At 63.8% G+C, this 14,521-nt stretch carries 13 protein-coding genes; 12 read left to right on the top strand and 1 reads right to left on the bottom strand.

The genetic code is table 11. The features are described 5' to 3' along the window. Positions 1–101: 101 nt before the first annotated feature. From CH286_RS05610 to CH286_RS05650, 9 genes are all read left to right on the top strand, one after another. On the top strand, positions 102–1,589 hold the full coding sequence (locus CH286_RS05610; RefSeq protein ID WP_032405844.1) for a cellulase family glycosylhydrolase: 1,488 nt from the start codon (positions 102–104) through the stop codon (positions 1,587–1,589). A 426-nt stretch (positions 1,590–2,015) separates the two neighbouring features. After that, positions 2,016–3,152, top strand: a complete 1,137-nt coding sequence (locus CH286_RS05615; protein ID WP_094608627.1) for a glycosyltransferase — start codon at positions 2,016–2,018, stop codon at positions 3,150–3,152. Next, a complete protein-coding gene (locus tag CH286_RS05620) occupies positions 3,152–4,147 on the top strand; it encodes a GDP-mannose 4,6-dehydratase (protein WP_094608628.1) in 996 nt (331 codons plus the stop codon). The genes CH286_RS05615 and CH286_RS05620 overlap by 1 nt, the downstream gene beginning before the upstream one ends. Next, positions 4,144–5,118 carry a GDP-mannose 4,6-dehydratase gene (locus CH286_RS05625; RefSeq protein WP_094608629.1) on the top strand — a complete coding sequence of 325 codons (975 nt, stop codon included), beginning with the start codon at positions 4,144–4,146 and terminating at the stop codon, positions 5,116–5,118. Before CH286_RS05620 ends, CH286_RS05625 begins: the two co-directional genes overlap by 4 nt. Continuing rightward, complete coding sequence (locus tag CH286_RS05630; protein WP_032376055.1) at positions 5,115–5,732, top strand: acyltransferase; 618 nt, start codon at positions 5,115–5,117, stop codon at positions 5,730–5,732. Before CH286_RS05625 ends, CH286_RS05630 begins: the two co-directional genes overlap by 4 nt. Further along, positions 5,732–6,799 carry a glycosyltransferase gene (locus CH286_RS05635; protein WP_255182583.1) on the top strand — a complete coding sequence of 356 codons (1,068 nt, stop codon included), beginning with the start codon at positions 5,732–5,734 and terminating at the stop codon, positions 6,797–6,799. The genes CH286_RS05630 and CH286_RS05635 overlap by 1 nt, the downstream gene beginning before the upstream one ends. Next, positions 6,796–7,941 (top strand): lipopolysaccharide biosynthesis protein, encoded by a 1,146-nt coding sequence (locus CH286_RS05640; protein WP_032376054.1) that lies wholly within the window; start codon positions 6,796–6,798, stop codon positions 7,939–7,941. The genes CH286_RS05635 and CH286_RS05640 overlap by 4 nt, the downstream gene beginning before the upstream one ends. Further along, positions 7,938–9,053, top strand: coding sequence for a glycosyltransferase (locus CH286_RS05645; protein WP_094608630.1), 1,116 nt, complete (start codon positions 7,938–7,940; stop codon positions 9,051–9,053). The genes CH286_RS05640 and CH286_RS05645 overlap by 4 nt, the downstream gene beginning before the upstream one ends. 5 nt (positions 9,054–9,058) lie before the next feature. After that, entirely contained in the window at positions 9,059–10,087 is a 1,029-nt protein-coding gene (locus tag CH286_RS05650) for a hypothetical protein (RefSeq protein WP_094608729.1), read from the top strand. 77 nt (positions 10,088–10,164) lie between these two features. Here CH286_RS05650 and CH286_RS05655 read toward each other — a convergent pair whose 3' ends face one another. Beyond that, positions 10,165–11,406, bottom strand: a complete 1,242-nt coding sequence (locus tag CH286_RS05655) for an Nramp family divalent metal transporter (protein ID WP_094608730.1) — start codon at positions 11,404–11,406, stop codon at positions 10,165–10,167. Between the two features lie 124 nt (positions 11,407–11,530). Between CH286_RS05655 and CH286_RS05660 the strand changes: the two genes are divergently transcribed. The 3 genes from CH286_RS05660 (at position 11,531) to CH286_RS05670 (ending at position 14,486) form a co-directional block, all read left to right on the top strand. Next, positions 11,531–11,938, top strand: a complete 408-nt coding sequence (locus CH286_RS05660) for an ArsR/SmtB family transcription factor (protein ID WP_032405365.1) — start codon at positions 11,531–11,533, stop codon at positions 11,936–11,938. Further along, positions 11,931–14,096: a heavy metal translocating P-type ATPase gene (locus CH286_RS05665; RefSeq protein ID WP_094608631.1), complete on the top strand. Its 2,166-nt coding sequence runs from the start codon at positions 11,931–11,933 to the stop codon at positions 14,094–14,096. Before CH286_RS05660 ends, CH286_RS05665 begins: the two co-directional genes overlap by 8 nt. A gap of 105 nt (positions 14,097–14,201) precedes the next feature. Next, positions 14,202–14,486: a hypothetical protein gene (locus tag CH286_RS05670; RefSeq protein WP_032405359.1), complete on the top strand. Its 285-nt coding sequence runs from the start codon at positions 14,202–14,204 to the stop codon at positions 14,484–14,486. Positions 14,487–14,521: the final 35 nt, after the last annotated feature.

A 14,521-nucleotide genomic window follows, 5' to 3' on the forward strand; every position in this document is an offset into this window, starting at 1 on the left:
ACGGTATTTGGGAATTGCACAAAACCCAGTTTGTAGTGCAATGATTCTCCGCACCGGCCCGTCGAACGTTGGCACAGGCCCCCTGGTGGAGAGAATTGAAGATGGTTCACTTTCGCGGTGGCTTTCGCACATTGATTTCAGCGACAACAGCGATGATCGTCGCTGCCGGTCTTGCATTCGGAGCGCAAGCACCAGTCCAAGCAGCCCCGACACCTCCCGGTGTCGGCATCTCGGACGGCGGCGGCCTGCTCTGGTCCACGGACGCCGAATTGGACACCACCGTCCAATTCGTCACCGCCATGGGTGTGAAGTCGATGCGCATCGCCATCCCGTGGTCGACCGTCGAACCCGTCCAGGGGCAGCTCAACTGGGCACCCGTCGACCGCATTGTGAACAAGCTGCGAGCAGCCAATATCTCGATGCTGGGCATCATCGCCTACACCCCGTCGTGGGCCACCTCGCCGGTGAACCAACCCATCAACACCCGTCCTGCCTCGCCGGCCGCGTTCGGTGATTTCGCCGGCAAAGTCGCCGCCAGGTACAAGGGCAAAGTGGCCGATTACGAGATCTGGAACGAACCCAACGGGGCGATGTTCTACGCACCGCAACCCGACGCGTCGGGATACACCGCCCTGCTCAAGGCCGCATATCCCAAGATCAAAGCAGCCGATTCGGCCGCGACAGTCGTCGGCGGCGTGCTGGGTGCAGCCGAGCAGGCATACGGAGTGGTCAACCCCGTCGACTTCACCAATCAGATGTACACGGCAGGCGCGAAGAATTACTTCGACGCGCTCTCCTACCACCCGTATCAGTACTCGCTGAAGTTCTCCGAGGGCCCGTACGTCGATCACTCCCCGGCCCGGCAGGTCATGGACATGCGCGCGACGATGGTGGCGAACGGCGACAGCGCCAAGAAGATCTGGGGAACCGAGTACGGCGTGCCGACCTCGGTGGCCTCGGAAGATCAGCAGAGCGCGATGATCACCGACTTCGTCACCAAGTGGCGTGAGCTGCCGTACACCGGCCCGATCTTCCTGTATCAGCTGCGCGACCAGCAGACCGGCAGCAACGATCCGGAGATGACGTTCGGGCTGTTGCACACCGATTGGTCGGCCAAGCCTGCCCTGTGGGCGCTGATGAGCCTGCTGCAGAACAACATTCCGCGGACCCCGGAGTACAACCGCTTCGCTGCCGCTCCCAACAACTTCGGAGCCGTCCTCGGCCCGGTGTTCCCCGTTCGCGACACGTGGGCCCAGTATCGGCAGGACGCCGTGGTGTACGAGATGCCCAACGGATTCGTCGGCGTACCTCGCGCTGTGGCCGAGGCCATCCGGTACACCGGATTTCTACCCACCACCCCGTTCAACGGCACCTACCAGGACTTCGACAGCCCCTACGGCCTCCGTGTGTTCTCCACCGCCGTCGGCGGTACCCACAACATCGGTGGTGGCATCTTCAGCGCCTGGGATCCAACCCTGGGCCCGGCCACGAGCGACGAGATCCCTCAGTACGGCGGCGGCGTGCGCGTGACGTTCCAGTACGGCGCCATCACGTGGGCTCCCTTCGTGGGGACGACCGTCACCCGTTGAATTCGGCACTATCTGATCGGGTATTCACATACCGGTAGGCCTTTTTATTCGCATTCTGCGCGGACTTTCTCGGCGTCTTCATTGCGGTCAAGTTAACTCTGGGCGAAGGCAGGGTTTCGTCGGCTCGCTGGATTAATTTGCGTTGTGAAGAACCTCACTCAGAGCTATCTATTTGTCGTGGAAACGGATATTCATATACAGCGAACGAATGACTCTTCGTGGCAGGATTACGTCCATTGTTCGTATGTCTCGTCGGGGGACGCCGATTTGTCCACGGTTCCGTCGTGCAGTGCCGCACGCTCGAACCCGGTCGGTGCTTGAGATGTTCTCGCTCCATTCGAGTACGGTTCGACACGATGGGTAACTGATGGATACGAATATTGTTGTGTCGCATGTTAGTTCGCGTAAGCACTACCAGGTCGAACCATGACCGACGGCACTGGGCTCCGCGTTGCGATTGCCCATGACTACCTGACCCAACGCGGCGGTGCCGAGAAGGTTGTGCTGGCGATGGCTCGCGCGTTCCCGGACGCGCCCATCTACACCACCCTCTTCGAGCCGTCGACGACGTTCCCCGAATTTTCCGACCTCGACGTGCGGCCTTCCAGGTTGAACCGAATCGGGTTCCTTCGCAAGAACCACCGCGCCGCCCTGCCACTGCTCCCGTTCGCGTCCTCGTCGATCGAGGTCGACGCCGACGTGGTTCTCACCAGCACCAGCGGTTGGGCCCACGGCTTCCACACCTCCGGTCGCAAGCTCGTCTACTGCTACTCCCCGGCACGCTGGCTGTACGAATCACAGATGTACCTGGGTGAGGCGCGGAGTCCGCTCAAACGTGCTGCGCTCAAGACGCTTTCAGCGCCGCTGCGCACCTGGGACCAACGAGCAGCCCTCTCGGCCGACCGATATCTCGCCATCTCCACCGTGGTGAAGCAACGCATCACCGACGCATACGGCATCGAGTCGACGGTGCTACCCGCGCCGTTCACCGTCGAGACGGCGACGCCGGAGTCGATCCCCGAGGCGGACGCGTTTCTGAGCGGCTCGGGCTACTACCTGTGCATCTCACGACTGCTGCCGTACAAGAACGTCGACAAGGTCATGGCCGCGTTCGCCGGCACCGACCGCAAGCTGATCGTCGTCGGCCGCGGCCCCGAGGCAGACCGGTTGCGAAAGCTCAAGTCCGACAACGTACTGATGCTCAGCGATCTGACCTCGGGACAGATGACCTGGCTCTACCAGGGTTGTAACGGTTTGATCGCCGCCAGCTATGAAGACTACGGATTGACCCCCATCGAAGCGGGCTTCCACGGCAAACCCAGCGCGGTGCTGCACTGGGGCGGGTTCCTCGACACAGTCGAGGAAGGCGTATCCGGTGTGTACTTCGATCAACCCCAACCGGATTCGATCCGCGACGCGGTGACAATCCTCGAACGAACCACGTGGGAACCCTTGAAGATCAAAGCGCACGTCGAGCAATTCAACGAAGAACGCTTCGCCGCCGAACTGCACGCGGCAGTGTCCGAGATGTACACAGAAAACATGGAGAGGGCGGCATCGTGATGACCAAGCGCGCACTGATCACCGGCATCACCGGCCAGGACGGCCTCTACCTCGCCGAACTGCTGTTGAGCAAGGGATACAAAGTCTTCGGTTTGATTCGAGGACAGAACAACCCGAAGGCCGCCATGGTCGAACGGGAGCTACCTCAGGTCCAGATCCTGCACGGCGATCTTCTGGATCTCTCGGCCTTGATGCGCGCGTTCGCTGTCGCCGACCCCGACGAGGTCTACAACCTCGGAGCCGTCTCGTTCGTGGCGTACTCGTGGGAGAACGCGCGCCTCACCACCGATGTCACCGGCGGTGGCGTGCTGAACATGCTCGAGTCCACCCGGCTCTACGAGCAGGTATCTGGCAAGCAGGTTCGCTTCTACCAGGCGTCCAGTTCGGAGATGTTCGGCAAGGTCCAGCAGGTACCGCAGCGCGAGGAAACGCTCCTGTGGCCCCGATCCCCGTACGGCGTGGCCAAGGTCTACGGGCACTACATGACCATCAACTACCGCGAGTCCTACGGCATGCACGCCAGCTCCGGCATTCTGTTCAACCACGAATCACCCCGTCGCGGGCCAGAATTCGTCACTCGCAAGGTCTCCCAGGCCGTCGCCCGCATCGCCCTCGGATTGCAGACCGAGATCTCGCTGGGAAACCTCGACGCCAAACGCGACTGGGGATTTGCCGGCGACTACGTCGAGGCCATGTATCTGATGCTGCAGCAGGACGAGGCCGACGACTACGTGATCTCCACCGGCGAGACGCATTCCATCCGAGAACTTCTGGACCACGCGTTCGCCGCAGTGGACATCACGGACTGGGAGCGCTACGTCAAGATCGACCCACAGTTCTTCCGTCCCGCTGAGGTCGATCTACTCGTCGGCGACTCCGCCAAAGCACACGCAGCACTGGGTTGGAAGCCGAAGGTTGCCTTCCCCGAACTGGTTACGATGATGGTGCACAACGACCTCGCCGAGCAGTCGCCCGACACGGCCGCAATCGCGTGAACGCCGGGCACCGCCCGACCGCGCTGATCACCGGAGTGGCAGGCCAGGACGGCAGCTACCTCGCCGAGCTTCTGCTCGAACGCGGTTGGGCCCTCCACGGTGTAGCCAAGCCAGGTGGTAACGACGGCACAGTCAACCCGCACGTCGCGCAACACCACGTCGATATCAGCAAGCCCGGGGTTGCCCAGGTTCTGATTCGCGACATCGAACCCGACTACGTGTTCCACCTCGCCGGCATCTCGTCGGTGTGGCGCTCGTGGAACGACCCGGTTCTCACGACCCGGGTGAACGGAGTATCGGCGGCTGCCCTGCTCGATGCCTGCTTCACGCAGCAGGAGGCGTTGGGCAAGCGCATCATGGTGATCAATGCGTCCAGTGCAGAGATCTTCGCCGGATCCGGAGTATCCCTGCAGAACGAGGGGACCCCAATTGCCCCGACTTCTCCGTACGGCGCGTCGAAGGCACTGAGCCACAACATGGTTCAGGTCTACCGATCCCGCGGTCTCGAAGCAACCAACGCCATCCTGTTCAACCACGAATCGCCGCGGCGACCGGAAACCTTCGTGACCCGCAAGATCACCAAGGCGGCCGCCGCCATCTCCCGCGGCACTCGTGACACGCTCGAGCTCGGCAACCTCACCTCGGAGCGAGATTGGGGCTGGGCACCGGACTACGTCGACGCGATGGCAGCGATGGCCGACTACGGCAAGGGTGACGATTTTGTTGTCGCCACCGGCGAGGCGCACAGCGTGGCGGACTTCGTCGCCACCGCGTTCGAGGCAGTGGGGATCGACAACTGGCGCGATTACGTCCGCAGTGACTCCGAGATGCTCAGACCTGCCGACTCGGCAAGAATGGTGGGCGACGCCACCAAAGCCCGGGACCTGTTGGGCTGGGCACCGACCAAGGACTTCGATCAGATCGTCAAGGCGATGGTCGAGTTCGACATGACCGAGGAGATGGCAGCATGACAGCGGTGGAACGGCCTGTGGGCGACGCGGAACCCGAGATCTACGACGTGTCGAACTACAAGATGCAGGACATCACGTTCAAGCGGAAGCTGCGCAATCGCATCGGCACGCTCGGCTTCAACATGTTCGTGACCTTCATTCCGTCACACTGGATTCGGCAGAACTTCCTGCGCGCGTTCGGAGCGACGATCGGCAAGGACGTCTCGATCTTCCGCGGCACCACCATCCTCGATCCCGAGGGCCTCACCATCGGCGACGCATGCTCCATCGGATTCCGCTGCATGCTCGACGCCCGCGGCGGCATCACGATCGGCAGCAACGTCGTCATCGCCAGTGACACCCACATCATCGCCGGCTACCACGATCACAACTCGCCGGAGTTCACCCCGATCCTCGAGCCCTGCGTAATCAACGATTACGTGTGGATTGCCAGTCGCAGCACGCTTCTCAGCGGTGTGACCCTGGGCCGCGGTGCCGTCGTCGGCGGTTGCTCCATGGTGCGTGGAGACGTGGGCGAACTCGAAGTGGTTGCCGGAGTGCCTGCCAAGGTGCGCGCGATGCGCGATCCCAAGGCTCTCGCCTACCGCCCGAAGTATCGGCCGCTGTTCTACTGATGATTCTGCGCGACTGCCGACTCGTCTACCTCGCCCCTCGATCCGGAGTGGGCGGGGTAGGCGACTATGCCGACGATTTCGCCGACGCCGTGCGTCACCACTTCGGCGAGGTGATCGAGTATCGCCACGACGGGCCCGGGTCGCACTCGGTACGAGACATTCTGCGGCACCGCAAGGCAATACAGGAGCTCGTCGACGCCGACCCGGAGCGCGTCATCGTGCACTGCGAACTCAGCGGCGGCTCGGTGATGCCGTTCTGGGCTACCGCTCGTCTCACCGGCAACCCGCTGGTGACCGCGACCGTGCACGATCCACCCGGCATCGTCTGGTGGCCTGCCCGTACCAAATTCCTGGCCGGCAAGAAGGTGCTCAACCACGGCCTGCACTACCCACTTCGGGCAGCGTGGCGCCGACTGGAACGCGCCGTCGTCGGCCGTCGAACGCTGTTCGCACTCACCCGCTCCGGTGCCGACTCCCTGGAACGCAGCTACCCCGCCGTGACGGCAGAAGCTGTGATGCACTTCGTCCCCGAACGGCCCGACATCACTCCGGCCGAAGATCGCCCACTTGCCGTCGGCCTGTTCGGATTCGTCTACCGCGGTAAAGGATTCGATCAGCTCCAGCAGCTGCGCGATCGTCTGCCGAGCGACATTGCCATTCGCATCGCCGGACGCGGAACCGAACAGCTCGACCCCGTGGACGGAGTCGAAATTCTCGGAGAGGTGAACGGACCGGACGAGGACGCCTTCTTCGAATCCATCCGTGCACTCGTGGTGCCCTACGGCAAACGATCCATCTACGGCGACGCGTTCCCTGCCTCCGGCTCGGTGAGCCGTGCCATCGCCTACCAAACCCCGGTTGTCTGCCTCGAGGAAGGCGCGCTCTCCGAAACCGATGGCGGTGCACTGGTTGTCGCCGGCGGAACCGTCGAGATCGCCGACGCCACCGCTCGCCTCGTCACCGATCGAGAAGCGCTGACCCGACTCCGCCACGAAGTGGAGACACTGCGCAGCGCCAACGCTCCCCACCTGGTGGCCGAGAACTTCGTGGCTGTGTGGTCGAAGTGAACGGCAATCTGATCAAGGCCGGGGTCGCCGCCCTGTGGACCTACGGCGGGCGCGGAATCGGCCTGCTGTGGACCGTCGCGCTGATCGCCAAGCTGGGGATCAGCGACTACGGCCAGTACGCCATGGCGTTCGCACTGGCCGCGATCCTCGCCGCACCCCTGGATCATCCGTTCACCGTGCGCTCCATCCGCGTGAGCGAACGAGAGTTCCTGGGCGAGCGCACCACTCGTGTGCTGGCCGGTGCCGTACTGATCGTCGGCGGACTGTGCCTGGTGCAGGTGAGTTACATCGCCTGGTTCGCTCTCGTCATCGGCGGCGGTGAGTTGGTCTTCAATGCCTACAAGAGCAGGGCATTGCGCGACGGCCGTCCTGATCTGACACAGCGCCTGGACACCACTCGCCAAGCGACCTCGATCGCGCTTGCGACGGCGTATCTGTTCGCCGTTCCCGACCCGTCGCTGACGGAAGCCAGCCTGCTCTACGCTGCGCCGTATTTCGTCATCGCGCTGCTGGCCGCGCTGCAGACCCGAGTCGCGGCACCACGTATCCCCGGATCGTGGCGCGAGATGTCGATGCTGTTCTCGGAGAACCTCGCCAACGCGGTCTACATCCAGGGCGACGTGCTGCTGCTCGGCTTCCTCACCGACTCCACGATCGCCGGTTACTACTCCGTCGCTGCGGTGACGGCCTGGGCCGTGGCCTTCATCGGCCAGGCCTTCGGCAACACCTTCCACGAGAAGCTGCGCGCAGCTGACGGATTGGTCAGTGCCGGTCCGGCGTTGAAGCACACGGCGATTCTCGGCGGTGCCGCAGGATCTCTGCTGTTGGCGGCCGGAATCGTCCTGTTCTTCACTCCGGCATCCCCACAGATTGCCGGCGCTCTGGTGGTGATGTCCCTGTTCGTGGTGATGCGGGTGATGAACCACGTGTTCACCACCGTGCTGTACCTCCAGCATCGCGACCGCACGCGGGTGCTGGCTGCCGCAACACTCGCGCCGCTGAAGATGGTGCTCGTGCTGTGCCTGTTCCCCTTCGGTGCCGTCGGCGCAGCCGTGGCGTCGGTGATCACCGACGCCGTGCTCCTCGTCTGGTTCATGCGCGCCCTGTACCGAGATCCGGTGAAAGAAGAAGTGACGCAATGAGACGCGCAACCTTCCTGCTGTCCAAGGACCCCGTCACCGAACACGGTGGCGACATCGCATTGTCTCGCTTGATGATGCAGCTGGCCCGCGAGGCCTTCGAGGTGCGCTCGATCTGCCTGTCCAAGGAGACCGATGTAGTTCCCGACGTCGTTCGCGTTCCCAAGCCGAAGGTCGATGTCGGTTTGCTGGCGAAGTCCTTACGGCCGACCCGCTCGGTGGTACACGGGCGCTACGACGTCGACGCCTTCCGTGATGCCATCGACGCATCCACCTCGGATGTGTATGTGGCCGAACACAGTTACATGGCCGAATCGTTCCTCCGCTCGGCCAAACTGGGGTCACCGTTCGCGATCAACACCGTCAACACCGAATCGCAGGTGTGGAAGGTGACGCGCGGATTGATCGGCCGCATCGAGGCGCCGCGCATCCTGCGCGACGAGATTCGCGTCGCCCGCGCAGCGGATGCCGTCGGGACGTACGACGCCGACGAGGCACAGATGTACCGAGACAAAGGTGTACGTGACGCCCGCTGGATCGACCTCACCCTCGAACCCGCACCGCAGCTGAATCTGGCCGAGACCGCACAACGTCTGGTGTTCATGGGTACCCGCGACTGGCCGCCGAACCAGGAGGCCTTCAAGATCGCTCTGGAGTACTGGCCGGCCATCTCTGCGGGCATCGAAGGTGCCGAACTGTGCATCATCGGCGCGAAGGCCCCGGGTGCCAAGGATCCCGTCTATCCTGCCGGAGTTCGCGACCTCGGCTTCGTCGACGACCTGCAGGAATTCCTCGGCACCTGCCGCGCCCTGATCGCACCCGTCGCTACCGGCGGCGGCGTACGCGTCAAGATCCTCGACGCCGCGAGCAAAGGCCTACCCGTCGTCGGAACCTCGGCGGCCGTCGGATCCCTGGACTCGATCTTCGAGCTGCCCACCTTCGACGACAAAGAGCAGTTCGTCGCCGAATGCCGCCGCTACCTGCTCGATCGCACCGCAGCCGTCAAGGCGGGCGAGCGCATCTACGAACTGAACACCGCACGTTGGCACGATCGCATCCCCCACTCCACCGTGGAGTCACTGATCGGTGCTCCGCTGACACGCACCCTAGGATGATCGCCATGACCCTCCGCTCACGTCTGCTCACCGTTGCGGCAGCCGCCGCGATCGCCGTCGGTCTCTCGTCACCCGTGGCGCATGCAGCACCGGCTGCGGGGCTCGGATTCACCGGTGGCGCTCCGTTCCTGACGCTCGACGACGCCACGCTGAACAACGAACTCGGGGCCGGGCGTGAGATCGGTGCCTCGTGGGTGCGGGTGGTCGTGAACTGGGCGGCCATCGAGACAGCCCCGGGAGTGTTCGACTGGGGCAACACCGATCGCGTGATCAATGCCGCGACGGCGCAGGGCTACTCGGTACTGGCCGTACTCGGCGGAACCCCCGGTTGGGCGCAGGGTGGCGTCGCCTCCCCGCTGCCGGGCGCAGTTCCGTTGGACCCCAACACCTTCGGTGCATTCGCCGGTGCCGCAGCAGCGCACCTCGGCGATCGTGTCGATAGCTACGAGGTGTGGAACGAGCCCAACATCCCCACCTTCTTCGCGCCCGTCGACGCCGCCCGCTACACCGGACTGCTGCGCGCCGCCTACCCCGCGATCCACAACGCCGACGCCGGGGCCACCGTGCTCAGCGCCGGGTTGGCCACCACCGTGAACTTCGGAGCCTGGACCGTTGCGCCGGTGACCTTCCTCCAGCAGATGTACGCCGCCGGAGCAGGTGGGTTCATGGATGCCGTTGCGCTGCATCCCTATACGTTCCCCTTCACCGTCGAGAACGACCCCAACGGCCAATGGGCCCAGGTGGATCAGGCCTACGGCGCCATGGCGGCCAACGGCGACGGCGGCAAGAAGATCTGGATCACCGAACTGGGCGCACCCACCGGCAACGGCCCGATGGCCGTCACCGAGGATGCACAGGCCGCGATCATCGGCTCGAGCCTGAACAAGGCGTCGTCACTGCCGTACGTGGGACCGGTGTTCGTGCACTCGCTGCGTGACTCGGGAACCGACCCAGCCGATTCGGAACAGAACTACGGACTACTGCGCTCGGACTTCAGCCACAAGCCGGCATTCGATGTGGTGGCCGGGTCGTAAGCTCTGCAATTTTTGCTCCACTCGCGGGACTCGAGGGTAGAAGTCTCGGGTTCGTGGCGTCGAGTGGAAACCGGAGATCAGGCCACCGTCAAATAGATCAGTGCGACATTGAGCGCGACGATGACTGCTGCGATGAACCAGGCCGCGTATGCGGTCACCCGGCGATTGACGTCCTCGCCCATCAGCGTTCGATCGGAGGTGAACCGCACCAGGGGAATCAGCGCGAATGGAATTCCGAAAGACAGCACGACTTGCGAGACGACGAGGGCCCGGCTGGGGTCGACCCCCGCGGCGAGGATTCCGAGTGCAGGAATCAGGGTCACAAGCCGCCGCACCACGATCGGGATGCGTTTGCGCAGCAGACCGTCCATGATCATCGCGCCGGCGTACGCCCCTACTGATGTCGATGCCAAGCCGGACGCGAGCAGTCCCAACGCGAACAACAGCGCGACGACCGGGCCCAGAGTCTCGCCCACCGCGGAGTGAGCTCCCTCGATCGAATCCACGCCCTCCTTGCCCCCGAGGGTCGAGGCGGCCAGCAACAACATCGACATGTTCACGGCACCGGCCAACAACATCGCCAGTCCGACGTCGACCCGGGTGATCCGCAACAGTCGCCGACGTACCGGACCTGCGTCGGGATGCCCATGTCGATCACGAGCCAGGCCGGAATGCAGGTAGACCGCGTGCGGCATGATCGTCGCACCGAGCATTGCGGCTGCGATCAGCACGCTCTCCGCGCCGTCGAACCGCGGAACCAAACCCGCCGCGGCCGCGCTGAAGGACGGCGGCTCGACGACGACACTGGCGAGGAACCCGACTGCGATGACACCGAGCAGGCCCAGGATCACGAACTCGAACGGGCGTTGACCGCGCCGATCCTGCACCAACAGCAACAGCATCGACACGGTCCCGGTGATCAACCCGCCGATTAGAAGCGGCAGATCGAACAACAGATACAACGCAATCGCGCCGCCGACGACCTCGGCGAGGTCGGTCGCCATGGCGACCACCTCTGCCTGCCCCCAATAGGCAAGTCGCACAGGCCTGCTCGATCTGTCACGAACAACTTCGGGCAACGTCATCCCGGTCACGATGCCGAGCTTGGCAGACAGAAACTGAACCAGACCCGCCATCACATTGGCTGCAACGATCACCCACACCAGAAGGTATCCGAATTGCGCACCGGCGCTGACATTGGAGGCGACATTTCCAGGGTCGACGTACGCGATCGCGGCGACGAAAGCGGGACCGAGCAGAACGACGCTCGAGCGCAACCGCGACGGGGACCCAGAAGATCGGCGCAGCAGGACAGACATCAACATCACGCTCCAACGCCACCGACATTTTTGAGGACCCGGATAATATAGTTCGGCGACCCAAACATCGCAACGGTCGACCACGGCCTCTTACGCACGATCGCATGGTTGTTAGATTGTTTTCATGGCTTTCGAACCACTGGATTCCTGCGATCTGCTGTGCATGGATCTCCCCCACGCCGAAGACGTCCGCGCTGCCCTGCCCGCACTCGTCGACGTCGAACCACTCGCCGACGCTGCACGAGCATTCGGCGACCCCACCCGCCTGACCATCGCCCTCGCCTTGAACGCCGGCGGACAGATGTGCGGCTGCGACATCGCATGGATCGTGGGGCAGAGCCAGAAACTGGTTTCCCACCACCTCCGCAAGCTCAAAACGGCGAACACCGTGACCTCGACCCGGCAGGGGAAGCTCGTCATGTATTCGCTCACCGACCGCGGAGCGCACCTGCTGTCAGTCCTGACCGAGCCACTTTCCACCGCCTCGGCCAGGCCCAGGGTCGCCACCCCCGCTGGTGTCGATCATGTCTGACGCATGCTGCAGACCGACCCCTACACCGCCGTCGATAGACGACAGGCCTCGGAGATTGTGGCAGGTACGCGAACTGCAACTAGCCGCTGCAGCCTCGATCATCCTCATCGCGTCGTGGGCGCTCGGCCGAACAGGTCTCGACACGGTAGCGACCCTCGGCGGACTGGCCGCCGCCGCGCTCGCCGCGATCACCTTCGTACCTGCGACGATGAGAAATCTTCGGCACGGCCGTATCGGTGTCGGCACGCTGATGACGATCGCATTGGTCGGAGCCATCGCATTGGGTCAAATCCCCGAAGCTGCGATGCTCGGCATCTTGTTCTCCATCGCCGAAGGGCTCGAAGAACACGCGGTCACCAAGACTCGCCGCGGGCTTCGTGCCCTCCTGTCCTTGGTGCCGCCGACGGTGTCGGTCATACGCAGTGGAATCGAGTCGACGCTGTCCCCCGACGACATCGTCGTCGGAGACACCATGGTGCTGCGACCCGGCGAGCGGGCTGCCACAGACGGAACCATCACCCGCGGATCGACCAACCTGGACCTGTCCGCGATCACCGGTGAATCCGTCCCCATCGAAGCCGGTGTCGGCGACGACGTGTTTGCCGGTGCCATCAACGGCGGCGGGGCCATCGACGTCACCGTGACCACGAAGGCGTCGGAGAGCTCACTCGCTCGCATCGTGCACATCGTCGAGCAAGCCCAGGACCGCAAAGGGTCCGGCCAGCGGCTCGCAGACCGGATTGCACGCCCCCTCGTGCCCTCGATCATGGTTCTCGCCGTCCTCGTCGCCGGCGTGGGCGCGATGCTCGGCGACCCGATGCTGTGGCTCGAACGAGCACTGGTGGTCCTGGTCGCGGCATCACCGTGCGCGCTGGCGATCTCCGTTCCCTTGTCGGTGGTTGCAGCAATCGGCGCAGCAAGTCGCAACGGGGCATTGATCAAAGGCGGCGCAGCCGTTGAGGAACTCGGCCTCATCCGTGTCGTAGCGCTGGACAAGACCGGCACCCTCACCGCAGGAAGACCGGAAGTCGTCGACGTCGTCACCGCAGACGGCATCAACCGTGCAGACGCGCTGGCCACGGCAGCTGCTCTCGAAGCGCGCAGTGAGCACCCACTGGCCAGCGCCATACTCGCGTCCGTGTCGACCGTTGCGGCAGCCGACGAAGTCACCGCAATCCCCGGGCACGGCGTGACCGGCACCCTCGACGGAACCCCGATCAGGCTCGGAAAACCGAGCTGGTTCGACACCGACATGTTCCGGGAGGACGTACACCGCTTGCAAAGCGCCGGTGCCACAGTCGTTCTCGTCGAACGCGCAGGATTTCTGATTGCCGCGATCGCCGTCCGCGACGAGCTTCGGCCCGAGTCCGCCGATGCCGTCCGCCAACTCACTGCTCTCGGGATCGACACCGCGATGCTCACCGGAGACAACGCGCTCACCGCGCAGGCTTTGGCGGCGGAAGCAGGCATCACTACCGTTCACGCGGACCTACTGCCCGAGGAGAAAGCCTCCCTGCTGGCCGACATTGCGGCCGGAAGGAAGATTGCCATGGTGGGCGACGGGATCAACGACGCTCCTGCCTTGGCGACCGCAGATATCGGGATCGCCATGGGCGCGATGGGAACCGATGTCGCCATCGAGACCGCCGACGTTGCCCTCATGGGTGAGGACCTGCGCCACCTACCCCAGGTGCTGGCCCACGCCCGGCGTGCCCGCGCCATCATCGTCCAGAACATCGCCCTGTCGATCGCCATCATCGGCATCCTCGTGCCATTGGCTGCCACCGGAATTTTGAGCCTCACCACCGTGGTCCTCGTCCACGAACTCGCCGAAGTTCTGGTGATCGCCAACGCAATTCGTGCCGCCCGCACCAGACCGTTGGACGGGTTCGTCCCGCCGCCGTCAGGCTCGGGCACCGTCAACCTCACCGTCGCTCCTGCGCCGGAATTCCAGAATGCATGCTGTGCTCCCGCACCAAATCCTGGAAACACAGCCGTCGACAAGATGCCTTCGAACCTACTGACGCCTGCTATCGCGGTGCCGCTAGCTTCGACCGGATCCGGCCATAAGAGCCCCGGTTGCTCGAGTCGATGTTCCTGTTGCACAGCCGAACCCGTGCACAGCACAGCCCGAACACGAAACACGCTCGGGTTGTGAGAGAACACTGACCGACGTCGCGGATAGAGCCTCAGAGTCCCGCCGAACAAGCAACTTCTCGTTGGTGCCAGCGTATTCACTTGCACATTCGGTCATGATGTACCGGTGCCGACTACCGATCCCTTCCACGCCCTCGTTCTGATGAACGCAGTGTTCGCGTCGGCCGCATGGTGTCTCGCCAAGCCTTCGTGGCCCGCAGCAATATCGCTGGTTGTTGCCTCCATTCTGTGGCTCTTCTTCAACGCCCCCATCGAAGGCGCAGTGTTGTACGTGGTCGACGCAGACAGAGGGTTGACCGAATCCGACTTCCTCACTGTTGCTGGGGTGATCCTGGCTGGGGTGACTGTTGCAAGGGTCCGGCGCATCCAGCGACCGGACGTCGACTCCTGAGCGTCTGGTGCGGCTCGTCCGCGATGTAGTACTTC

Source organism: Rhodococcus sp. WWJCD1, assembly GCF_002258735.1.
GTDB lineage: Bacteria > Actinomycetota > Actinomycetes > Mycobacteriales > Mycobacteriaceae > Rhodococcoides.

Coding starts and splice junctions, on each gene's coding strand:
- CH286_RS05610 (WP_032405844.1), top strand. CDS start 102: ATGGTTCACTTTCGCGGTGGCTTTCGCACATTGATTTCAGCGACAACA.
- CH286_RS05615 (WP_094608627.1), top strand. CDS start 2,016: ATGACCGACGGCACTGGGCTCCGCGTTGCGATTGCCCATGACTACCTG.
- CH286_RS05620 (WP_094608628.1), top strand. CDS start 3,152: ATGACCAAGCGCGCACTGATCACCGGCATCACCGGCCAGGACGGCCTC.
- CH286_RS05630 (WP_032376055.1), top strand. CDS start 5,115: ATGACAGCGGTGGAACGGCCTGTGGGCGACGCGGAACCCGAGATCTAC.
- CH286_RS05635 (WP_255182583.1), top strand. CDS start 5,732: ATGATTCTGCGCGACTGCCGACTCGTCTACCTCGCCCCTCGATCCGGA.
- CH286_RS05645 (WP_094608630.1), top strand. CDS start 7,938: ATGAGACGCGCAACCTTCCTGCTGTCCAAGGACCCCGTCACCGAACAC.
- CH286_RS05650 (WP_094608729.1), top strand. CDS start 9,059: ATGACCCTCCGCTCACGTCTGCTCACCGTTGCGGCAGCCGCCGCGATC.
- CH286_RS05655 (WP_094608730.1), bottom strand. CDS start 11,406: ATGTCTGTCCTGCTGCGCCGATCTTCTGGGTCCCCGTCGCGGTTGCGC.
- CH286_RS05660 (WP_032405365.1), top strand. CDS start 11,531: ATGGCTTTCGAACCACTGGATTCCTGCGATCTGCTGTGCATGGATCTC.
- CH286_RS05665 (WP_094608631.1), top strand. CDS start 11,931: ATGTCTGACGCATGCTGCAGACCGACCCCTACACCGCCGTCGATAGAC.